General features: G+C 51.7%; 15 protein-coding genes. 5 read left to right on the forward strand and 10 right to left on the reverse strand.

Going from position 1 to position 22320, the window contains the following annotated elements:
* Window positions 1–8 precede the first annotated feature (8 nt).
* The gene (locus A3849_RS10365; RefSeq protein WP_074111320.1) at window positions 9–3194 is read left to right on the forward strand and encodes an efflux RND transporter permease subunit; all 3186 of its coding nucleotides are present in this window, start codon (window positions 9–11) and stop codon (window positions 3192–3194) included.
* Between the two features lie 66 nt (window positions 3195–3260).
* On the opposite strand, the gene A3849_RS10370 is transcribed toward A3849_RS10365, so the two are convergent.
* The 3 genes from A3849_RS10370 to A3849_RS10380 form a co-directional block, all read right to left on the reverse strand.
* On the reverse strand, window positions 3261–4496 hold the full coding sequence (locus tag A3849_RS10370) for an MFS transporter (protein WP_074111321.1): 1236 nt from the start codon (window positions 4494–4496) through the stop codon (window positions 3261–3263).
* A gap of 156 nt (window positions 4497–4652) precedes the next feature.
* Entirely contained in the window at window positions 4653–5126 is a 474-nt protein-coding gene (locus tag A3849_RS10375; RefSeq protein ID WP_074111322.1) for a MarR family transcriptional regulator, read from the reverse strand.
* A gap of 168 nt (window positions 5127–5294) precedes the next feature.
* Window positions 5295–5990, reverse strand: coding sequence for a TorD/DmsD family molecular chaperone (locus A3849_RS10380; RefSeq protein ID WP_074111323.1), 696 nt, complete (start codon window positions 5988–5990; stop codon window positions 5295–5297).
* A gap of 445 nt (window positions 5991–6435) precedes the next feature.
* Here A3849_RS10380 and moaA point away from each other — a divergent pair, with 445 nt between their 5' ends.
* Complete coding sequence (moaA, locus tag A3849_RS10385; protein ID WP_074111324.1) at window positions 6436–7437, forward strand: GTP 3',8-cyclase MoaA; 1002 nt, start codon at window positions 6436–6438, stop codon at window positions 7435–7437.
* A 119-nt stretch (window positions 7438–7556) separates the two neighbouring features.
* On the opposite strand, the gene A3849_RS10390 is transcribed toward moaA, so the two are convergent.
* The 3 genes from A3849_RS10390 to A3849_RS10400 all read right to left on the reverse strand — a co-directional run bounded on the left by A3849_RS10390 (window position 7557) and on the right by A3849_RS10400 (window position 11532).
* Window positions 7557–8858, reverse strand: a complete 1302-nt coding sequence (locus tag A3849_RS10390; RefSeq protein WP_083613441.1) for a helix-turn-helix domain-containing protein — start codon at window positions 8856–8858, stop codon at window positions 7557–7559.
* A gap of 492 nt (window positions 8859–9350) precedes the next feature.
* Window positions 9351–10745 (reverse strand): helix-turn-helix domain-containing protein, encoded by a 1395-nt coding sequence (locus tag A3849_RS10395; RefSeq protein ID WP_083613442.1) that lies wholly within the window; start codon window positions 10743–10745, stop codon window positions 9351–9353.
* A 175-nt stretch (window positions 10746–10920) separates the two neighbouring features.
* Window positions 10921–11532, reverse strand: coding sequence for a LysE/ArgO family amino acid transporter (locus tag A3849_RS10400; protein WP_074111325.1), 612 nt, complete (start codon window positions 11530–11532; stop codon window positions 10921–10923).
* A gap of 209 nt (window positions 11533–11741) precedes the next feature.
* Here A3849_RS10400 and A3849_RS10405 point away from each other — a divergent pair, with 209 nt between their 5' ends.
* On the forward strand, window positions 11742–13268 hold the full coding sequence (locus tag A3849_RS10405; RefSeq protein ID WP_074111326.1) for an aminotransferase-like domain-containing protein: 1527 nt from the start codon (window positions 11742–11744) through the stop codon (window positions 13266–13268).
* A 179-nt stretch (window positions 13269–13447) separates the two neighbouring features.
* Here the strand turns inward: A3849_RS10405 and A3849_RS10410 are convergent, their stop codons facing one another.
* On the reverse strand, window positions 13448–17224 hold the full coding sequence (locus A3849_RS10410) for an immunoglobulin-like domain-containing protein (RefSeq protein WP_074111327.1): 3777 nt from the start codon (window positions 17222–17224) through the stop codon (window positions 13448–13450).
* Window positions 17225–17405: 181 nt separating this feature from the next.
* Between A3849_RS10410 and A3849_RS10415 the strand changes: the two genes are divergently transcribed.
* Window positions 17406–18014, forward strand: coding sequence for a TetR/AcrR family transcriptional regulator (locus A3849_RS10415; protein ID WP_074111328.1), 609 nt, complete (start codon window positions 17406–17408; stop codon window positions 18012–18014).
* 30 nt (window positions 18015–18044) lie between these two features.
* The gene (locus A3849_RS10420) at window positions 18045–18788 is read left to right on the forward strand and encodes an SDR family oxidoreductase (protein ID WP_074111329.1); all 744 of its coding nucleotides are present in this window, start codon (window positions 18045–18047) and stop codon (window positions 18786–18788) included.
* On the opposite strand, the gene A3849_RS10425 is transcribed toward A3849_RS10420, so the two are convergent.
* From A3849_RS10425 to A3849_RS10435, 3 genes are read right to left on the reverse strand one after another with little or no spacing between them, the layout of a single operon-like run.
* On the reverse strand, window positions 18781–19845 hold the full coding sequence (locus A3849_RS10425) for a sensor histidine kinase (protein ID WP_074111330.1): 1065 nt from the start codon (window positions 19843–19845) through the stop codon (window positions 18781–18783). The two genes, A3849_RS10420 and A3849_RS10425, sit on opposite strands and share 8 nt — an antisense overlap.
* Entirely contained in the window at window positions 19846–20523 is a 678-nt protein-coding gene (locus tag A3849_RS10430) for a response regulator transcription factor (RefSeq protein ID WP_074111331.1), read from the reverse strand. It abuts the gene before it with no gap.
* Entirely contained in the window at window positions 20453–22318 is a 1866-nt protein-coding gene (locus tag A3849_RS10435; RefSeq protein ID WP_074111332.1) for an ABC transporter ATP-binding protein, read from the reverse strand. The genes A3849_RS10430 and A3849_RS10435 overlap by 71 nt, the downstream gene beginning before the upstream one ends.
* Between the last annotated feature and the right edge of the window lie 2 nt (window positions 22319–22320).

Raw genomic sequence — 22320 nt, forward strand, 5'->3', positions numbered from 1 at the left:
CGTAACTTATGAAGAGCTTAATTAATTTCTCGCTCAGAAACAAATTTGCTATTTGGCTTCTGACGATCATCATTGTGTTCGCCGGTCTCTACAGCGGTCTGACCATGAAGCAGGAGACGCTGCCTAACATCAGTATCCCTTATCTCAGCATTACAACGATTTACCCGGGGGCTGCCCCAGAGGGCGTGGTGAACGATGTCAGCAAGCCGCTGGAGCAGAAGCTCCGCAATGTGGACGGCGTGAAGACACTAACCTCGAACTCGCTCGAAAATGCCTCCAGCATCACCATTGAATTTGATTATGGAACGAATCTGGATAACGCTACGGCAGCTGTCCGGGAGGCGCTGAACGAAGTCACCTTGCCGGAGAATGTGCAAAAGCCGCAAATCTCCCGGTTCAGCCTGAGCTCCCTGCCGGTCATTTCACTCAGCTTGTCCGACAACAGCTCTGAGAATCTGGAAGGACTGACCCGCATCGCGGAGAACGATATCCGCCCTGCTCTGGAAGATATCGAAGGCGTAGCCTCCGTGCAGATTGCCGGACAATATGTGAAGGAAGTTACCCTTAAGTTCAACCAGGATAAGCTGAAGCAATACGGGCTGACTGAAGATACGATCAAGGGGATTGTCCAAGGCTCTTCCCTGCGTGTGCCTCTTGGACTCTTCACCATGGAAGATTCGCAAAAAGCAGTAGTAGTAGACGGAAATGTCACTACCGTTGAAGATCTGAAAAACCTGAGTATTCCGGTGGTACCATCTGGTGCGGCTGCAGCTCCAGGTGCTAGTGCAGCTGGTGCTTCGGCTGGCGCCGCAGCAGGTACGGGTGCTAGTGCTGCTCCTGCTCCTGCTCCTGCTCCCGGTGCGGCTATGACCGGACTGCCCACAGTTAAGCTGGGAGAATTGGCATCTATCGAAGTTGTCGGCAAATCTGAGTCAATCTCCCGCACGAACGGCAAGGAATCCATCGGGATTCAGATTGTAAAAGCCAATGATGCCAACACCGTGGATGTGGTCAACGGCGTTAAGGATAAAACGGAAGAACTGAAGAAGCAGTTCAAATCGATGAATCTCACCGTGCTGCTGGATCAAGGAAAGCCGATTGAGGATTCTGTGAATACGATGCTGTCCAAGGCTGCCTTTGGCGCCCTGTTCGCCGTGCTGATTATCCTGCTGTTCCTGCGGAATATCCGCTCGACGATTATTTCCATCATCTCTATCCCATTATCCCTGCTGATTGCGATTCTCTGCCTGCGTCAGATGGATATTACGCTGAATATGATGACGCTTGGAGCGATGACGGTTGCCATAGGGCGTGTCGTCGATGACTCGATCGTTGTCATAGAGAATATCTTCCGGCGGCTGACCCTGTCCGGAGAGAAGCTGCGCGGCCGTGAGCTAATAAGCGCGGCAACACGTGAAATGTTCGTGCCAATTATGTCCTCCACCATCGTAACGATCGCTGTATTCCTGCCGCTCGCTTTTGTCAGCGGTATGGTAGGCGAGCTGTTCCTGCCGTTTGCCCTCACGATGGTATTCGCACTGCTCGCTTCACTTGTAGTTGCCATTACCCTGGTGCCCGCACTGGCACATACGCTGTTCCGCAACGGCCTGAAGAAAAATAAGAAAAGCCACAGCGGGAAGCCCGACAGAATGGCTGCCGGCTATCAGAAGATTCTGAATTGGTCGCTATCCCATAAGCTGATCACATTCGGCGTTGCTGTACTTCTGCTGATAGGCAGCGTGTTCCTGATTAAACCTATCGGTGTCAGCTTCCTGCCTTCCCAGGAAGAGAAGAACGTTACGCTCACCTTCTCTCCAAAAGCAGGACAAACGCTGGATGACGTCAAGGAGCAAGGCCTGAAGGCCGAAAAATATATTCTGGCTCAAAAGTATATGGATAAAGAGCATCTGGATAAAATGCAATATTCCATCGGAGGCAGCAGCCCGTTCGGGATGGGCTCAGGAAATTCGGGGCTCTTCTATGTAACTTTCGACAGTGATACTCCTGATTTCGATAAGGTAAAAGAAAATCTGATTGAAGGTCTGACCAAAGAAGTTCCGAATGGTGTCTGGGGTGATTTGTCCGGCATGTCCGGCGGTGGTCTTGGCGGCAGTACGCTGACCGTGAACATTTTCGGCGACAGTCTGGATCAGCTTAAGCCGGTAGCCGACAAGATTGCAGGTATCGTGAAGGCCGACACTGACAACTTCAAGGACGGGAAGACCAGTCTCTCTGAAGCATATGATCAATACACTATTGTCGCCGATCAGGCAAAACTCAGTTCACTCGGCCTAACTGCCGGACAAATTGCTATGAAGCTTAGCCCTGCCGGTACCCGCCCTGTACTGACAGAGGTAGCGATGGACGGCAAAAACTACAATGTCTACATTGAAACCGACAAAGATACGTATACTAGCATTCAGGAAATGGAAGATGCTACACTGACTTCCCCGCTGGGTATTACGGTGCCGATTGGTGAGGTAGCCAAGATTGAGAACGGCACTTCGCCGGACTCCATTACCCGGGAAGACGGTAAAATGAAGGTCGATGTTACCGCTGAGATTATTGCGAATGATGTGAACAGCGCTTCAAACAGCGTCAAGGAAAAAATCGATGCCCTCGATCTGCCGGATGGCGTAACCGTCACCTTCGGCGGTGTAACCGAGCAGATTAATGATACATTCGGACAGCTCGGCATTGCCATGGCAGCCGCTGTTGCCATTGTGTACTTCGTGCTTGTGGTTACGTTCGGCGGCGGTCTGGCACCGTTCGCGATCCTGTTCTCCCTGCCATTCACAATTATTGGTGCACTGGTTGCCCTGCTGCTGGCAGGAGAAACGCTGAACGTCTCAGCACTTATGGGCGCACTGATGCTCATCGGGATCGTCGTCACCAATGCGATTGTCTTGATCGACCGTGTAATCCACAAAGAAAAAGAAGGATTATCTACGCGTCAAGCCTTACTTGAAGCCGGAGCTACCCGCCTGCGTCCGATTCTGATGACCGCACTGGCGACCATCGGCGCACTGCTGCCGCTCGTATCCGGCCTCGAAAACAGCGCCGGCATCATCTCCAAGGGTCTCGGTGTAACGGTTATCGGCGGTCTTGTCAGCTCCACCCTGCTGACACTGGTCGTTGTGCCGGTCGTGTATGAATTCCTGATGAAATTCCGCAGCAAAAAGGTATATGAATAAGGCTTAATCTCCAAAGAGCACGGCGTCTTTCCTTAAGGGAAGGCGCCGTCTTTTTTTATGGATAGACTACACTTTGATTTGCGTTCTCTTATATAGAACGGGTATTGCCGCTGCTATAAGGATCACACCCATAAAAGCAGGCGCGGCATGGCCAAGTGACACATAGATTTGACCTCCGATGATAGGCCCGATCATTCTTGCCAGAGCCTGAATAGACTGGCTCCCTCCTTGAATCCTTCCTTGTTCGCTCGAATCCACAGATTTGGAGAGCATCCCATTGAAAGAAGGCCCGAAGACCGAATCGCCAAAACCAAATATAAACATTCCGGCGATAAAAAGAGGATAGAACGAGAATAAAGCAGATAGCGCAAACAGACTGTAGCCGATCATCTCCGAGACCATTCCAAGAATGGCTATCTGTTCATCACTGAACCTTTTCAAAAGCTTGGGCATGATGAGACCTTGGGAAATGATATCCTGGAAGCCCATGATTGAGAACATAAGACCGATTATTGCAGGCTTCCAACTGAAAGTATCCATTGTAAATTGTGAAAAAACGGCCTGTAAAGATCCGTTCGGTATCCAGAGCAGGAATGCTGAGATAAGCAGCCTGCTTAAGTTCTTCATGGAAAGTATGCTTGCAAGCTGTATAAATGGATTCAGTCTTACCAAGGTAATCTCTTTCAATCTGTTATTCTTGCCAAGGCTCTCAGGCATAAAGAAGAATCCATAGGCAACATTCAGTAAAGTGATTACTGCTCCAAAGTACATAGGTACAGAATAACCAAACTTGGCAAGTAACCCGCCCAGAGTTGGGCCAATAACGGTGCCTACCCCTACAACCGCACTCACCCACCCAAAGTATTTGGTTCTCTGCTCCGGAGGAATGATGTCGGCAAAATAGGCGAAGATCGTGCTTATGCTACCGCCGGTTACACCTTCAATTATGCGTCCGGCAAACAGTACCCATAGAGCTCCTCCTATGCCAAAAACCAAGTACCCGACTGCGGAACCGAAAAGGCAAATCAAGAGCAACGGACGACGGCCATATTTATCGCTCAAGGCTCCAAGTACGGGGGCAGCAAAAAATACGCAGAGTGCATAAACAGAGGTAAGCAGCGTAACAACTATTGCTTGTTCTCCTGGATTACTTGTATAAGGCTGTACTAAGAATGGGACGACAGGCGCTATGATGCTAAAGCCTATTCCACAAAGAAAAACAGATATAAGGCCGAATATTAATGCGTGCTTATCTACGGTTTGTTCAGTTTTCTGTTCATTGTGTGAGCTGAATTTGGACACTTAAGTTCTCCCCTTAAAAGCTATCGTTTTATTTCCTAGGAAACAAATTCATCGTATTATATTTTTGTTTCCTAGTCAACAATAAAATAACCAAAAAAAAGCAGCCCGTTCTGCATAGAACCCGGCTGCCTGTGGTTTGATTTTTAGTATCCAAATTTATTCCGTCCTCGTATCTGCACCGAGTTTCTTTATTTCTGCATCCAGATGCCTGTTATACCTTTCCACAAAAATAAGCATACTGTCAAATTGCTCCTCAGTTACCTGCTCAAATACAGCTTTATCCCGCTCTCGAAACTCTTGGTGCAGTTCCTCATGGACTTTGTTAATTTCTTTTCCCTGCTCAGTAAGTCTAAAGTAGATTTCTTTATTGTTATCCGGTTTCTGGTAGCTTTCGATAAGGCCTTTTTTTATGAGCTTCTTAGTGATTTTACTTATGGCTCCTCTAGTCATATACAAGGACTCCGCAAGTTTTGTCACGTTGGAATCTGTATTTCTCTCGATGTATTCGATGCAATGTACTTCTGAAGACTTATGGCCTTTTAGACTGTCTTCCATCTTATCCTTATTAAGCCAAACCATCTTATTATATAAGTCCCTGAAACCCGTTAAGACCTGTTCTTCTTTGTTCATGGCCTGTCCTCCCACCCGCTGGTGCATCCACAATATAACTCTACCTTACCAAAAACAAAAACAGAGTGATAGTCCTGCTCTCACCCCGGAAATTCATCAATACTTATCTTAATAAAAATAGACCGCCCTGACTTAGGACGGTCTTATTTCAGTCTGTATATACATCTTTTAGGCCATCGCCGATTCGGAACTCTCGAGCGAAGCTTTCCAGGCCCGCAGCATTTGCAGGTCCTGCGGCAGGAATTCCTGCAGCATATGGCTGAGGCCAAGATAGAGCGGGCTATCAGTTGCCGCATTCAGGCGCTCGCAGAACTGCGGCGTCCATTTCAGCAGATGCTCCTCCAGGAACTGCTCCTGGATCTCCAGCAGGTCCATAGCACTGCGGATCGAGAAGCTGTTGTACAGCATACGCTCATGCAGCACAGCCATAAATTCCAGCTCAATGGAGATGTGGTCATCGGCTTCACCGCCGCATTTCTTGAATACAATTCCCGCCGACGCATACACATCGGAGAGCACGTTACAGAAATCTTCCTCACGGCCAAGCTCTGCTGCTTCGCGCGCCACAATAGTACTAGCCGCACGTTCATTCATCAGGCGCATGTATTCACGGTTCTCCCGCTCGCAAATCTGCGGCAGCGCTGAAGGCTCCTGGCTGCATAGGTAGCGTTTGAGCTCCCGGCCGCCTTCCGTCATCTCGGCTGCGACACTGATCTGGCGATTGCGGCTCCACTGGGCGACCAGAGACAGACTGGGCTTTCGTCCATAAAAGTCCACTAAAAGTTGATATATTAATCCCCGGCTTTCCAGCCAACGAGTGAATGCCTCCGGCACGACAAGCGATGGAACAGTGGTTATAGTCATTTTGCAAAACCTCCCTATTGGTTTGCCGGGCGCTTATCGCCAATAGCATGTTAGGCGCGCGTTATCCGGTCTCCTGGCTGTGTTCTTCGCAAAAAGTGAGTGAATGTAAACGAACAATACTTCTGCACCTAGATTATATCGGAATCAGGAAGCGCTTTCGGTGAGCATTCTATGACCATTCCCTTAAATTGTCGCACTTCTGTCAAAATTGAGCTTTGCCATTTGGGTTTCGTCACATATTATTTAGGTTGTCTGTTTCTATTCATAAACAACAGGCGTCACCCTCTTCCACTTTCATTTACGATACGATACATGCCACAGTCATGGTGCATTGACGCGGACGCCAACAATCCTTAAAATTTAAACCAAGTGGAACCGGCTTTCGCTGTCCTTATATGGACGGCATCCGTTCCAGCTTCAAAATACGACGCTGAAGGGAGCACCTATGGAACCGTTGATGGACCCTTTTGGACGATTGCATGATTATATGCGCATTTCGGTTACAGACCGCTGCAACCTGCGCTGCATTTATTGTATGCCTGCGGAAGGAATGCAATTCCAGCCCCAGGACGAGATTATGAGCTACGAAGAAATTACCGCTGTGGTGGAATCGCTGGCCCCTCTGGGGTTACGCAAGATCCGGCTAACCGGAGGCGAACCTCTGGTCCGCAAGAATCTGGATCAGCTGGTTTCCATGATTGCCTCCATCCCGGGCATTGAAGATATATCCCTTACGACCAACGGCCTGATGCTTCCCGCCAAAGCCGCGCTGCTCAAGCAGGCGGGCTTGTCACGTGTGAACATTAGCCTGGATTCACTGCAGCAGGACCGCTTCGCCATGATTACACGCGGCGGAGAAGTCGCCAAGGTGCTCAAAGGGATTGAGGCCGCTGAGGCTGCAGGCCTCTCCCCGATTAAGCTCAATGTGGTGCTGATGAAAGGCATCAATGATGATGAGATCAAGGACTTCATCTCGCTGACCCTGAACAGCCCGCTGAATGTACGGTTCATCGAATATATGCCCATCGGCAGCGCGAGCGATGCCTGGCGTCAGACGTATCTGCCGCTGGAAACGGTAATTGAAGCCTGCAATGAAGCAGGCTGGGCTACAGAAGAAGCGGACATGCCTTCGGGCAATGGTCCTTCCCAGAACCGGCGGGTGGTCGGTGCGCGCGGGACCTTCGGGCTGATCCATCCGGTAAGCGAGCATTTTTGCGACAATTGCAACCGGCTGCGCCTTACGGCAGACGGACACATTAAGGCTTGTCTCTACTGGGCAGATGAGTACAATGTACGCCCTCTGACCGGCGATCCAGCAGCCGTACAGGCCTTATTCCGCCAAGCCCTAGGCAACAAGCCGCATAACCACGAAATGGCGCTCGCCCTGGAGCGCAAAACGCAAAGCCATACCCCAACCGCGAGACGCATGTCGCAAATCGGCGGGTAGCGGCCAGGCAACGCCAAACAACCGGCCGTGCGATCCTAAGCAGGATCACACGGCCGGTTTGTTATGCAATACTTATGCACTCAGACCTTCCTTTACGGGTTCCGTGTTTGCATTCCACGTTAAATATTGATTTCAAAATCTACCAAAATCTTGCCTTTGATCACTTTGCGCTCATTATCGACTTCAGCAGTGAAGTCCACGCTGCGCATGGCAATTTCATTGCCTCCAAAGCGTCTGCGGGATAAATAATAGGTAGCCAGTTCACTGCGGAACCGGGCATGTTCGTCATCGTTAATCTGCTTATTTCGTTTGGTATAGATACCGGAGTACCTTCGGTAAGGAATGTAGTCAGCAAAGCGTGTCAGGATGTGATCCACATCCCAATGATACCGATTGGCCGTCTGCACAATTCTGAACAAGGCCGTAAAGATCTCATTTTCCCTTGTCGATACGTACTCCACATAATCATTCAACACTTCCATTTGTCCATCCATTAAACGGTACAAATATGTGTTTGCGGTTCCCCACTCCTGAAACTGCGTAAGCGTTCTGTGGGCTTCTTCATCGTCCTCCTGTATCCAGCTCCCATCCATATACAGCGGCACAATTTCCAACGCAGTCTTATAATCATTGCGTTCCTCGTAGGCATATGCCCGCATTAAATGTGCATATAGAATGTATGAGTACAGAGGTCTCTCATGATGCTTTTCCTTATTAAGCTTGCGGTTAGATTGATAATGAAGCTTATACTGGACAGAAGCAAGCCTGAGTAACTCTACTGCCAGCTCATCCACCTTATCCCACTTGTGAAGCGCACCATATATATGTGCCAAATGCTTCAACGCGTCCAACTGATAGGCCTCATCCAGCCGAGTCACATAGTTTTCAAATAAAGTGGCCACTATCAAATTACGCTGAGGATCATCACCTAAAGCCACTACAAATAATCGATATTGGCAGAGCGCCAGCCGCTCCGAATGCTGGTACTTCTCGCTGATAGCCACATTCTCATAGATTATGGCTGCCGACTGCTGTAATTCCTGCTGGAATAGTTCTTCCGCAAGTTCAAACAGCAGAGGTGCATAGATGAGATTATCCAGCAAACTACGTGCCAACCGCTCGATGCAATCCAAACGTTCAAGCTGCGCGGAACGCAAAATAAAAGGCCGAATCCGCCGCCAGGTCGGTGCCGAATGATACAGACATTCTTCCACATATTTAGTAAAAAAATAATCCTCTGCTAATCCCAGTGTTCGGGTAATGCGTTCCAGATGGCTCATAGCCATCGCCTGTTGACCTTTCATGATTCGGCTGAGTGTTCCCGAATGGATCCCGCAGAGTAGTGCGAACCTGTTAATCGACAGGCCCTCTTGAGTTAAGTACGCCCATATCTCATCGCGGATCGTGACAGTCTGCTCCAAGTCTATCCCCCCTTTATTTAGAACTTTTATTCAACTTATCTCCAGGACATAACATCCTCTATAGGCAAGGCTGATAGCTACATAGTGAAAAAATACACTTATGCAGGCGGTCGTCTCTGTTTTAAAGCATTTGCACCTGATGAAGCTGACGTCTTGCCCGCTCAATACGAATTCTAGTGAATACAGCATTATTCATATCAGTCCGGCCTCCATGTGTAATATTTTAGGTATTTATGTAAAATTATAAAGTGTTGCCAGAGTTGCATCACCTTAACAATTTACCGTAATAAAGACTTTTCAAAGGATTGTCCATAAAAAAGACGCCCCTGATTAACAGGAACGTCACTGGGTAAACATTTATTTGATTCATACCTACTGTTCTAAACCGCTGGTCAATCACCCGCACCGTGTATCATTGGTTTTATTAACGATTGATAGTTCTCGACTCCAAGTCCGATAGTACTAACAGGGAAAATAATAAAAGCAGCTAAACTACACGAAGCTAACAACATTAAAAGTTTTCTTTTCATTGGCATCCTGCACCCTTCTGATTTGAAATTGGTACTGGCATTTTTCTTCTTCGCTCGCCTCATGCCGATACCGTTCAAACAAATCGACACATTTCATCATTATACTTTCACAGTTAATTTTTGCAGCAGATTCCAAACTAAGTAGTATGAGCTGAATCCCTTCTTTTCGTCTATTATGTAAGTAGTATGCCGCCAATTCTACAAGAAATCTGGTATATTGGTCCGTTATTACCTGTTGATTATGGGTACCAAAATCATTAAGGTCTGTTCTATAAGCAACATAATCGGAGAAACGTTCAAGAACATGATCAACATCCCAATTATAACGGTTTGCAGATTGAATAATTCTATATACGGCCATAAATATCTCGCTCGGTTGAGTTGAAATATACTCAACATACTCCATGATTACATCTTGTTGTCCTTCCAGCATACGGATGAGATATTTATTCGCTTTGCCCCATTCCTTAAATTGAGCCAATACTTGCTGCACTTCCTCATTTTCTTCCTGTATACAGAGTCCATCCATGGAGAGGTCTACTAGTTTCAGTGCAGAGTTGTAATCTCCCCATTCCACACAAGCACCTGAACGCATAAGATATGCATATAAAATGTAATAACACAAAGGTTTGACAGATCTTTTTTTGTTAGCATTACCGCGCTCCGAGCGATACTGAAGATCGTATTGGATCTTGGCAAGCCGCAGTAGTTCCTGTGCTAACTGATCTACTTTATGCCAATGACGAAGAGAATAATAGGCAATCATTAGATGCCTTAAAGCATCCAGCTGATCCGCCTCATCCAGTCTGGGAACATAAGGTTCGAACAGCGTCGCCGCACGCAGATTCTCACTCTGGTCATCCCCAAGCGCGATTCGGAACAAACGGTACTGGCACACCGCCAGACGTTCGGAATACTGGTATTTCTCGCTGGCGCTCACATTCTCGTATAAGATTGCTGCCGCCTTCCACTGACCATGCTCAAACAGTCCCTCGGCTACGTCGAATAACGTTGGCACGTTGCTGAGATTATCGAGCAGAATCTGGACCATTCGTTCAATGCAATCCATGCGTCCAAGCTCTGCACACCTGATCATGAATGGCCGCAGCCGCCGCCAGGTGGGAGCCGAATGGTAGAAGCATTCATCCACATACAGGCTAAAAAAGCGATCCTCCACCTCCCCTATTCCTTTGGTAATCAGTTCCAAGTGACTCATTGCGATAGGCTGATGCCCTTTGACAATCCGGCTCAGTGTTCCGGAATTAATGCCGGATCTGTCTGCAAACTGATTAATAGACATGCCTTGTTCAGATAAATAACTCGCTAGCTGATCTCGAATCGTGGCTGTAGCCTCCAAGGAAACACCGCCTTTCAAATTCCAGAAAATAGGATTTTTCTTTGATATCTGTAATACTATGTGATAATATTCCACTGGTCAATATGCTAGATTAGTATAAAAAGTGAACAAAAATAAATATCTTAAAATTAAGGCAATCCGGTTGCCATTTCCCAATGAAACAAGGATTAACATGTCAAAATGATCTCCAAAGCTGTACTCCCATGTATACCGCAATGCCCCAAATCAGCAGGGCTGAAGCAGTATTCAGCAGCCGGATCATTCTGCCTGAGGAATCAGTTCTGCCCAGCAACCGGCCGGCTGCCGCCAGGCTCAGGAACCATATCCATGAGACGCCGGCTGTGGCGGCCGCAAAAGCCCAGCGTTCAGCGCCGGTATATTGCAGCGAATTAGTACCGATGACACCCACTGTATCCAGCAGAGCATGCGGGTTCAGTAAAGACACCGAGAGGGCGTAGGCCACTTGGCCTTTCAGGGACAGCATCCGGGCCTCTCCCTCCGCCGGAGCTGCGTTCCAGATTTTCCAGCCCATGATGCATAGAAATAGAATTCCCGCACCATACACGATTGGCGTCACCCACTCCACAGACAGCAAAATGAGCGAAATCCCGCCAACGGCAGCAGCAATCAGCAGTGTGTCGCATACGGCTGCCGTAAGAACCACTGGCAAGGCTCTGCGGAACCGGGACTGAAGCGCCCCTTGGTTAAACACAAATATATTCTGTACGCCCAGCGGTAAAATTAGCCCGAAGGCCAATATGATTCCATGTACTACTGCTTCCCACATTACTCTGTTCCTCCCAGTCTGCTGCGGATTATGATTCGGGTTCCACCGCATTCCTGATAGTACCTGTATGAACGGGATACGTAACCAGCCAAATCCTCCAAATGCTGCCCAACCAAACTAAGGAAAGCAGGACAAAGGTGGTATACTGCAAATAAAAGAACACTTCCTAATCAGCTTGTGTATATAACTCTCCAAAAGGAGCTGGGCTTGTGACAGAAGAACATTGCACGGAACAAAGCCCCGGCAAGCGATGGACACCTGACCCGGCATCACCACTGCCACTGCACAGGCAGATCTCCAATTATCTCATGGATAAAATCAGCAGTGGGGCCTGGCCGCCCGGCATGCGGCTGGCCCCTCAGCGCGAGCTGTGCCGCCAGTTTGGTGTGAACCGCAGCACGGTGGTAACCGCACTGGGCCAGCTGTCAGCGCTGGGGCTGATTGAGGGCAGGCGGGGCGGCGGAACCCGGGTGGCTGAAGTACGGGCAAGCGCAGACGAAGCGGTCTCATCTGATGCGGCAAGAACAGATCTATTGCCAGTGCCGTCTGCCAGAAGCTGGAATGCATACGTTGAAGAGGGCGTACACTACCCTAATTTGCCTACGGTACAGGACATCAACCGCCTGGAATATGAGGGGCTGATCCGCCTTGGCACCGGTGAGCCGGCACCGGAGCTGCTGCCCGGCCCGGCCATGACCCGTGTGCTGGCCGAGCTCTCCCGGCAGCCCCTGCCTCCCCTCTCCTATGAGGAGCCCCTTGGCAGCCCCGGACTGCGGAGAGCGGTAAGCCGCGAGCTGGCGAAGAACGGCATACAAGCTGATCCCGACTCCATTCTGATTACTTCCGGAGCACTTCAGGGGCTGCAGCTGATTGCGGTTGGCCTTTTGCCACGAGGGTCCACCATACTGCTGGAGAAGCCATCCTATCTCTATTCCATTCATGCCTTCCAATCCGCCGGCGTGAAGTTCAGCGGTTTGCCTATGGATGAGCAGGGGCTGCTACTGGACGGGCTGGCCCGGGAAGCCCGCCGGTCCAAGGCAGCTATGCTGTACAGCATCCCGTCTTTTCATAATCCAACAGGGGTTCTGATGGACGCAAAGCGGAGGCAGGCGCTCATGGAGGTAACAGGCCAGCTTGGCCTCCCGATCCTGGAGGACGGAGCCTATCAGGAGCTCTGGCTCGATACACCCCCGCCTCCACCGCTAAAAGCACTGGACCGCGAAGGCAGAGTACTGCATCTCGGCACCCTCTCCAAAGCAGCCAGCCCCGGACTGCGCATCGGCTGGATTGTAGGCCCGGAGCCCGTCGTGCGGCGGCTGGCCGACATTAAGATGCAGACCGATTACGGCGCCAGCTCATTATCACAGCTGGCCGCCGCCCGGTGGCTGGAGGGCGGCTATCACGAAGAGCATCTCCAGCACCTGCGGGCCCGGCTTCGGAAACGGCGCGATGCCGTGCTGGATCTGCTGCAGCACCATTTTAACGGACTGGCTGCATGGAACGTTCCGGCGGGCGGCTTCTACATCTGGCTGTCCCTGGACAAGCCGGTACCGCTGCGGACGCTGTTCTGCACGGCCCATAAAGCAGGGCTGCTGCTGAACACCGGCGATCTGTATGACCGTGGCGACAACCGCCATCTGCGGCTGTCCTATGTCTACGCCTCGCCTGCCGAGCTTGAGCTTGGCCTCCCTCTGCTAGCCGCACTGATCCGCAAGCTGCAGCAGCCCGGTGTTTGAACAGTGCAACAAGCTAACAGCTACATAGGCCTTAACCTGGACTGCGGAGCCGTTTGTAAGTTTGTAAGTTACAGGATTGCCGGGCGTTCCCGTTCGCATAATGAAGGACAAGCATACTTCCCTGTACACAAATAAAGACCGGCCCTGTGTATTACACAGGAACGGCCTTTATTTGTCATCTAGATCGAGAGCGCTGTAAGCAGCTTATAGATTGCTGCTGCCGCTTCCGCACGGGTGGCTGTCATGTCCGGCCGGAAGGTGTTGTCTTCGTACCCGCCCAGAATGCCGGCTGCGATTCCGGCCTTCACCGATGCCTGCGCCCATGCCGGGATCGCTGATTGATCGGCAAGGACAATGCTGCTGCCCGTAAGTGTGGCGGAGCCGGTGCTAAGGGCATTGGCAAGCATCACAGACATTTCGGCGCGGGTAATCTTCTCCGAGCCCCTGAATACGGCTTGGTCCCCAGATGCATAGCCTTTGATGATCCCGGATTCTACAGCTGCCGCTACATCACCAGCCGCCCAAGCAGGAATGTTGCCCTGGTCAGCAAATCCAGCGGCACTGCCGGAAGCCTGCAGTCCCAAAGCTCTTGCAATAATAGAAGCGAACTGCGCCCGGGTGACCGGTTCATTCGGGCGGAAGCTCTGGTCTTCGAAGCCCTTCATGACGCCCATCCCGATCAGACGGTCCGTATACTCTGTAGCCCAGTGGTTGCTCAGATCTGTGAGTGATAGAGGCTGATAATCCATTACAGTATAGGTCGCGAAGCGGTTGGCATTTGCGGTGATTGTCCCATCCGGGTTGGAGGTGCCCCCCACGTAAGTCCAGTTGCCGCTCTGCTCATTGTAATAATATACAGCCGCTTTATGACCGGATGTGACCTGCCCCGGATCATAGGCGAGGGACAATGCCACGGGCTTACTGAGCCTGCTTTTACTGCTTGCAGCGAAAGCCACTGCTGGGCTTAAGGACTTGAGCTGCCCCGCAGCCGGTGCTTCATTTGCTGCCAGAGCTTTTAGTGTGAGCGTGGCATTTGCAGGTAATGCTCCTGCTGGAACAGAGAAGCTCGCCACACCTTGAAGTGAGCCTGCAGCGGCCTGCTGTGCCGCCACCTCAACCTTCACCTCTACAACAGGAGGCTTCACTACAGGTGTTACAGGCGGAGTAGTAACCGGATTGATGGTCGTACCACCACCGCCTCCATTACCAGTGTTGGAAGGTGCTGTTACCACTACCGTCCGAACCACTTCAAGGGCTGCGTTCCCGGCCAGATCACTGGCATTGTAACGCAGTGTATAGGTTCCCGGAGTCAGGGTGTCTACCACTCCGGTTACTGTTACCAGTCCCGCAATGCCCAGCCTGTCAGTAATCTCTGTACCCGGATCTACGAAGCTGATCCCTTGAGCAAGGGTCAGGCTGCTGCTGCCCTTCAGGGAAATCACGGGCGTTGTCCGGTCAATATTTACCGCAAGCGGCAGTGAGGCTGTATTCCCCAATGTATCCACCGCTTGAAGCTCCAACTGGTGCTGGCCTTCTGCTGTAAGCTTGATAGGCTGGCCCTTCTCATATGGCTGGCTTTCTCCGCCATCCTGACGAACCTTAAAGAATATTTCACTGCCTGGCACGTACACATTGGCGTACACACTTACGGTAACATTCTGGTTCGTCCAGGCACCGCTAAGATAGGCATGTCCATCCGATGTTTGCAGAGAGCCGTGGAGCGCAAGCGGAGTCGCGCTGGCATCGCCGCTAAGTCTAACTTCGAAGGTTTTTACTTCTGCGGCATTCCCGCGCCGGATCGTTGCGGTCAGGGTCAGTTTCGTGTCTTGCTGCGGACGGTAAGCAAGCTTCCCGGTACTTGTCATCAGCAGCGGACTTGAGCTCTCCCAGCTGATGCTTGTACCCTGTTCCCCCGCCGCCGGGAGGTACAGGTCACTTTTTACAGCACTTATGTCTCCGAGCGTCAGCTTCTCTTTGGCGAGCTGCACAGCTTCATCGTCTGTGTATTCCATAGCTTTTATAGTAAGATCGAACGTCTTCACTTCGTTCTCATTTCCGCGGCTTGCTGTTGCCTTCAGCGATACTGAAGCATCGGGCTGCCCTGCTGCCGGACGGGTGATATGACCCTCCCCATCCTGTATGCTAAGCACAGTTGCATTACTGCTCTCCCACTTCACCTGTGCGCCATGCTTGCCGCCCTCAGGAAGTTTCAGATCAGCGGTCACCCCGACAGTGTCTCCAAGGTCCAGCGACGCCAAAGTATCATCCACTGCCTGCTTGTCGCTGTACGGTGCCACATTCACGAAGATCGGATTGGAATAGAACCACAAGTCTTTATAGTTGCGGTCGTTGATCTGGTTGTAGCGCGTGGTGTCGTCGGCTTCGATCGTCTCCGGATCGAGGAGCGGATTGCCTTGCTCATCGGTCTCTCCGGCTACGTTATAGCCCAGATTCGTGCCGCGCAACCGGAAGTATTGCGACTTCTTCGCCGAGCCCAAGTCATAAGTGATTACACTGTAGCCTTCCGCATCCGTTACCCAATCGTCCGAGGTAAACGAAGCGAGCACTTTGGTCGAATCGTTGGTGTCCTTGTTGTAGGCGGTCGAGTCGGACGGGTCTGCCAAGCCTGTAATATCGCCGGCAATCAGGTCTACATGATCCACATGGGGCTTCATGCCGCCCGATATCCCGCTGTCCACTGGATTCTCATAATTGTTGCTCTTGGGGCTCTTGAACCGGATCGTAAGTTTACGGTGATCGCCTTCGGTCACCGTTACGTTCGGATTGCTCGCTCCCATCTCCAGCTTGCCGCCTTCTCCATCGATGTGGAAGTCGAGTGCATTGATAAGGTCGCCATAGACGGAGAACGATTTGCCCGAACGCATTCCGTTCAGGACGGCTTGCATGTCGTTGCCTTGCGTCCAGGTGTAGTTCTTGGCGTATTCACCCGGCCAGTATCCGCTGGTGTAGGGGGCGATAATCTTGAAGTGATAGTCCGAGTTGGCGAAGTTCCAATAATTCCGTCCTTCTCCGAGCAACGCGTCCCAAACGCCTCCAACCTTGGCGACCATATAATCCGTACCGCCGAAGGAACGGTTCTTGTACTTGTTATCGGCCGTCGGGTCGGAGATATTGTAGCTGGTCGTATATCCGCCGCGATTCGGCTCCATCTGCCCGCCGATCATGCCTTCGAACCCGAAGTTGATGTCCGGCGCCGCATTGTTGAAGTCGCGAAGAGCGGATACCGTCGTCTTACCGTACCCTCTGGAAGGGTGGGTGACGATAAAGTAGCTGGTGTCCGCGAAGTTCTTCTTCAGCCATTGAATAGCAGCTAGGGCATCGGCGTGATTGAAGTTGCTGATGCGGGTGTCCTGTTGATTCCAGGCCGCCACGTCGGCCGGATTGAACATGGATTCGGAGCGGTTGGTGAACAAATATTCGAATTGGTTCTCGGCCTTCAGCGCGTCGGCCGATCCCGGCTGGTCGGACAGAATGCCTACGGCCGCATGGTCATGCGTCGGAATGTCCCATTCGAAGGCGGAAAATATCGTTTTGCCCGCATATTTCCCCTGAGCCTGCAACGCTTTTATTTTGGGGACTTCGTATTCGCTGGCGCCCTTGGAGAACGGGATCGGTCCTCCCGGCACGTCGGCTCCGGTATCGTCCCGTTTGGACGATCTCAAGTGATTGGCGGTTGCGATCCAATCCAGGCCGTATTTATCGAAGGCGGCATCTAATACGCTCTCGAGAGACGATTGGGCGTCGTCGGATTCATAGGTGTGGGCGTGGAATTCGCCCGACATCCATTTCCCTGTACTTGCGGAAGCCGCAGGTTCCTGCGGGGTTAAGGTTTCGGCAGGCGAGCCGTAGGCCAGTGGTATGGACAAGCCTTGCCACATAAGCGCTGCAGCAAGTGATGTGGATAAATAGAAGCGGATATTTCTTTTCTTCAACATGTGTTCCTCCAATATTCTTAAATTACGTGCAATCTGTATTAAGAATAGAGGGCGAATGTAAAGCGATGTCGAAATTTGTTGAACACTTTTGTAATCTTAAATCATTTATCAAATGACAAATAATATTATTTGTCATTTGATAAAATCAATGATATGCTGTGTATCAGAGGAGGGTGAGCTCATGAACAAGGCAGGCTCATTTTTGAGTAAAACGGAGATTATGGATGCCGCAGAACAGACGCTGCGAAGATTCGGGCCTGACAAGACCTCGGTAACCGATGTAGCCAAGCTGCTTGGTGTCAGCCACGGCACCCTGTACCGCCATTTCCCCAGCAAAGCGGCACTGAGGGAAGCCGTTACGGAACGCTGGCTGGAAGAGCAGATCGTTGTCCCGCTGGACCAGATTGTGAATGCCCCGACAGAGAATGCGCTGGCGCAGTTAAGAATATATATCGCCCGGCTGATTGAGCTGAAGCGTCACTATGCCGAGCAGGACAGTGAAATGTTCAAGATGTACGCGGATGTTACGATGGAAGCCGCTGAGCTGATCCAGCTGCACATTCAGCGGATTATAGATCAGATGAGCATCCTTATTGACAGAGGGGTCCAGCAGAACAGGATTGTACAGAGTGCCGAAACGGGGGTGCTCGCCCGCACGATTTTTCATGCTACATCCAGGTTTCACCATCCGGCTCATGCCTATGAATGGCAAAGTGCAAGCACCAGGCAGGACTTCGATCAGCTATGGCTGCTTCTGGAACAGGGCCTTACTGCTTCAGTTCTTAAGTAAATCCATATCACATTCTGGGAGGAATATATGATGAGTCAATCCCTGCAAGGCAAGGTTGCAATTGTTACCGGGTCGTCAAGAGGCATAGGACGTACTGTCGCGGAGAGATTAGCGGAAGAGGGGGCTTCGGTTGTTATCAACTATTCAAGCAGCCCGAAACAGGCGGATGAGGTGGTACAGGGCATCCAAGCCAAAGGCGGAACCGCCGCCGCGGTTCAGGCCGATATCAGCAAGCCCGCACAGATTGAGCAGCTGTACAAGGATACGAAAGCATTGTTCGGACAAATCGATATTGTGGTCAACAACGCGGGAATTATGATCAACAGCCTGGTCGGGGAGGTTACCGAAGAGCAGTTCGACAAGCAGTTCGCCATTAATGTCAAAGGAACCTACTTCTCTTGCCAGCAGGCCTTCTTTCACCTGGAACAGGGCGGGCGGATCATCAACTTCTCCACTTCTGTTAATGGGCAGATGTTCCCGGCCTACAGCATCTATGCCGGAACCAAAGGCGCCGTGGAGCAGTTCACCCGCCAGCTGGCCAAGGAGTTCGGCAGCAAAGGCATCACTATCAACGCGGTTGCGCCCGGCCCTGTCGCCACAGACTTGTTCCTGGAGGGCAAATCCGAAGCTCAGCTTGAGGGCCTGAAGAAGATGAATGCCTTCGGACGTCTGGGCCAGCCGGACGACATCGCCGGCGTCGTCAGCTTCCTCGCCGGAGCACAGTCCGGGTGGATTACCGGCCAGACCCTCCGCGTGAACGGCGGATTTATCTAAGCTTCAGCGGCAAGGCCACTACACAAGCCGTCCCCTCTCCGGGGCGGCTTGTGATGGTTATAGTGCCATCGTGGAGCTCCACGATTTTTTTGACCAGAGACAAACCTAATCCGCTTCCGCCCCCACTGATGCTTCTGGCCTGGTCCACCTTATAGAAGCGTTCAAAAATGCGGGGCAGCTCCTCCTCGGCAATACCGATGCCAGTGTCTCTAATCCCAATCTCTATCCGGTTATCCAGTGTCTGCAGCCGGACCGTGATCATTCCGCCCTGCGGGGTGAATTTGATGCTGTTATGCAGCAGGTTGGTCCATACCTGGCTTAAGAGATCCTTGACCGCTTCTACAGTGACCTCCTCCAGTTCAGCCTCGACATCAATGTTCTTGCCCAGCCACTGCGGCTCACAGGCCAGAATCATCTCCTGCAGCTGCTTATCCAGCCGGTAGGCCTTGCGTTCGAACGGAAAGCTCTCCGCTTCGAGGACCGACAGCTTCAGCAGGTTGTCACTGAGCCCGGAGAGGCGGCTGCCTTCGGCTTCAATGATATCAAGATAATGCGCCCTGCTCTCCGCACTAAGCCCTTCATCCCTCAACGCGCGGGCGAAGCCGCGGATGGAGGTGAGCGGAGACTGGATCTCATGGGAGACATTCGAGATGAAATCCTGGCGCATGGTTTCCATCCGGTTCAGCTCACTGGCCATTTCGTTGATGCCTTCAACAATACTGCCGAATTGCCCATAGCGCCTGTCGTTCTCCAGCTCCACCTTGAAGTCCCCCTTGGAAATTTGCCGCATCGCCGTAATAATCGGGATATAGAAGGCCCGTTCGCCTCCTCTCAGGCGTCCGATCAGCCCCGCGATGCCGGCCAGCAGGAACAGAATGAGAAACTGCAGCACCATCGTCAGCAATTGGAACCTATAGGGTGTAAGAGACCATTTATAATGCTTCTCGAGCAGCCTTAATCCGAAGTACCCGGCGTTCCAGGAAAGATAGAAGCCTGTGATGACCATGATCATCCCCATGACTGCTTTTACAATCTCTCCTGCTCTGCTTCTGCTCATTTATTTATCCACCTCCAGGCGGTAGCCGAGACCACGAACCGTGCGGATGGTAAAACCAAAGTCCTCCTGGGCGAACCGATCTCGCAGGCGGCCCACGTGCACATCCAGCGTGCGTTCGTTCCCATCGAAGTCATATCCCCAAATTTCTTCAATCAGCCGGTCACGCGTCAGCGTCTGCCCCGGATAGCTGGCCAGCTTGAACAGCAGCTCAAATTCCTTAAGCGGCAGCGTCATATTCCCCTGATCCGTGACGACCTCGAACGTTTTGCGGTTCATGCGCAGATGTCCTACCGTTACGCTCTGCGCGGCAGAAATCTGGTACCGTTTCAGCAGCGCTTTAACCCGGGCAATCAGCACGGGAGGCTCGAACGGCTTGACCAGATAATCGTCGGTCCCCAGCTCGAAGCCCTTGACAATCTGGGAGGTCTCCCCTATGGCCGTCAGCATCAATATTGGAAACTCATAGCTTTTCCGCAGCTGCCGGCACAGCTCCCAGCCATCCATATTCGGCATCATGACATCAATGACCGCCAGATCCACACTGTTATCCTCAAGGACCTGCAGCGCCTCCACTCCATCAGAAGCGCCGTAGACCTCTTCCATGCCTTCAGCCCTCAAAAAGACTTCCACCAATTCGCGGATGTGCGGATCGTCGTCCACTACCAGAATTTTGGCCATATCCTGCTGAACCCTCCCCTTCTCCGCTGCCTGGAAGCTCCGGTGTATTCAGCTGCAGCTGCTGGTTAGCGAATTCCCGGTATAGCTCATGCTCTCTTAGCAGCTCCTCATGTGTTCCCCTGCCGGTAATCCGGCCCTTTTCCATAAAAATAATCTGGTCCGCATTCACTACAGTCGCCAGCCGGTGGGCAATGACAATCGTCGTCCGTCCCTTCATCAGGTTGGACAAAGCTTTTTGCACCACCGCCTCCGACTGGCTGTCGAGACTGGAGGTCGCTTCGTCAAGCATCAGAATCTGGGGATCGCGCAGCAGCGCCCGTGCAATGGCGATCCTCTGACGCTGGCCTCCCGACAGCTTCACCCCGCGTTCTCCGACATCCGTATCATAACCCTGCGGCAGCTCGCTGATGAAGCCGTCGGCATAGGCCATCGCCGCCGCACGGCGCAGCTCATCCATGCCAACCTCCCGGTTCAGGCCATAAGCAAGGTTGTCGGCAATGGTGCCGGAGAGCAGCGGGCTTTCTTGAGACACGTAACCGATCAGCTTGCGCCAGGAACGAAGGGAGAAGGTCGACACCGGCTTCGCCCCCAGCTTGATCACCCCGCTCTGCGGTTCATAGAACCGTTCCAGCAGCGAGAAAAGAGTGGTTTTGCCGCCCCCGCTGGGTCCGACAATCGCCGTCACCTGTCCCGGAAGCATAGAGAAGCTCACTCCGCTGAGCACCGGTTCACCTGTTTTGTAACCAAAGCTTAAATCGTCGATCACGATAGGCTCCTCAGCCCCCTTAACCTCCTCTACACCCTCGTAAATTTCTTCATCGGCCGCCAGGGTTTCAATGATCCGCTCGGAGGCGCCTTTGGCTTTTTGAATCTGGGTGAAGAACTGGGTCAGTTGGGTCAGCGGCATCACAATCTGAATTAAATACAGGATGAACGCGACCAGCTCCCCTGCCGTCAAGACACCTGAAGATACCTGCATTCCGCCGTAGCCGATAATCACTACCAGCAGCATCATGAATACGAAGGAGACGAGCGGGCTGATCATGGCGCTGATTTTGCCCTCACGGATACCGAAGGACAGCAGGTTCATGATTCCGGTACGCCCTGCTTCATATTCTTTTTGCTCCGCGCCGGAGGATTTCACCAGCCGGATTTCAGACAAAACGCCGCTGAGTGTAGCGGTAAAGGAAGCTGTTTCGTCCTGTGTGCCCTTGGATATTTTGTACATCTGCCGTCCCAGCGGAACCAGAATCAGTGCGGACAACGGGAGTACCGTGAACAGCACCAGCGTCATTTGCCAGTTCAGATAGAGCAGTACAGCAATCGAGCCGACGATGGAGATCACTCCGGTGAACAGGCTCGCCAAATGCTCCGAAATCAGCGTCTTGATGATCCCGGTGTCGTTCGTCATCCGGCTGACACTTTCTCCGGTACGGTTGTCATTGTAGTACGCTACCGGAAGCACAAGAAATTTACGCCACAACCTGTCCCGTAAGCCTGCCACTGTCTTCTGACCAGCATAGTTCAGCAGGTAGATCGAGATTCCTCCAGCAAGGGTCTGGGCAATAAAAGCCCCCGCAATACCGGCGATCTGCAGCTTGCTGATGGATGCCAGCGAGAACCCGTCGACCATGTTCTTGGTGAACATGGGAATCACAAGACCCACAAGAGTCGATATCATGCTAAGCGCAACAGCAAGTGTTAGCAGTCCATAGGAAGGTCTGGTGCCCTGCAATAGCTTCAAAAAAGGCCTCAAGGATGCACCCTGTTTCTTGTCAGGCTGATTAGTTTTCATAG

The sequence above is a fragment of the Paenibacillus sp. P46E genome (assembly GCF_001909095.1).
Classification (GTDB): Bacteria; Bacillota; Bacilli; order Paenibacillales; family Paenibacillaceae; genus Paenibacillus_AQ; species Paenibacillus_AQ helianthi.

Excerpts from the sequence above, each read along its gene's own strand:
- A3849_RS10365 (WP_074111320.1), top strand. The coding sequence starts at position 9 with ATGAAGAGCTTAATTAATTTCTCGCTCAGAAACAAATTTGCTATTTGG.
- A3849_RS10375 (WP_074111322.1), bottom strand. The coding sequence starts at position 5,126 with ATGAACAAAGAAGAACAGGTCTTAACGGGTTTCAGGGACTTATATAAT.
- A3849_RS10380 (WP_074111323.1), bottom strand. The coding sequence starts at position 5,990 with ATGACTATAACCACTGTTCCATCGCTTGTCGTGCCGGAGGCATTCACT.
- moaA (WP_074111324.1), top strand. The coding sequence starts at position 6,436 with ATGGAACCGTTGATGGACCCTTTTGGACGATTGCATGATTATATGCGC.
- A3849_RS10400 (WP_074111325.1), bottom strand. The coding sequence starts at position 11,532 with ATGTGGGAAGCAGTAGTACATGGAATCATATTGGCCTTCGGGCTAATT.
- A3849_RS10410 (WP_074111327.1), bottom strand. The coding sequence starts at position 17,224 with ATGTTGAAGAAAAGAAATATCCGCTTCTATTTATCCACATCACTTGCT.
- A3849_RS10415 (WP_074111328.1), top strand. The coding sequence starts at position 17,406 with ATGAACAAGGCAGGCTCATTTTTGAGTAAAACGGAGATTATGGATGCC.
- A3849_RS10420 (WP_074111329.1), top strand. The coding sequence starts at position 18,045 with ATGAGTCAATCCCTGCAAGGCAAGGTTGCAATTGTTACCGGGTCGTCA.
- A3849_RS10425 (WP_074111330.1), bottom strand. The coding sequence starts at position 19,845 with ATGAGCAGAAGCAGAGCAGGAGAGATTGTAAAAGCAGTCATGGGGATG.
- A3849_RS10430 (WP_074111331.1), bottom strand. The coding sequence starts at position 20,523 with ATGGCCAAAATTCTGGTAGTGGACGACGATCCGCACATCCGCGAATTG.
- A3849_RS10435 (WP_074111332.1), bottom strand. The coding sequence starts at position 22,318 with ATGAAAACTAATCAGCCTGACAAGAAACAGGGTGCATCCTTGAGGCCT.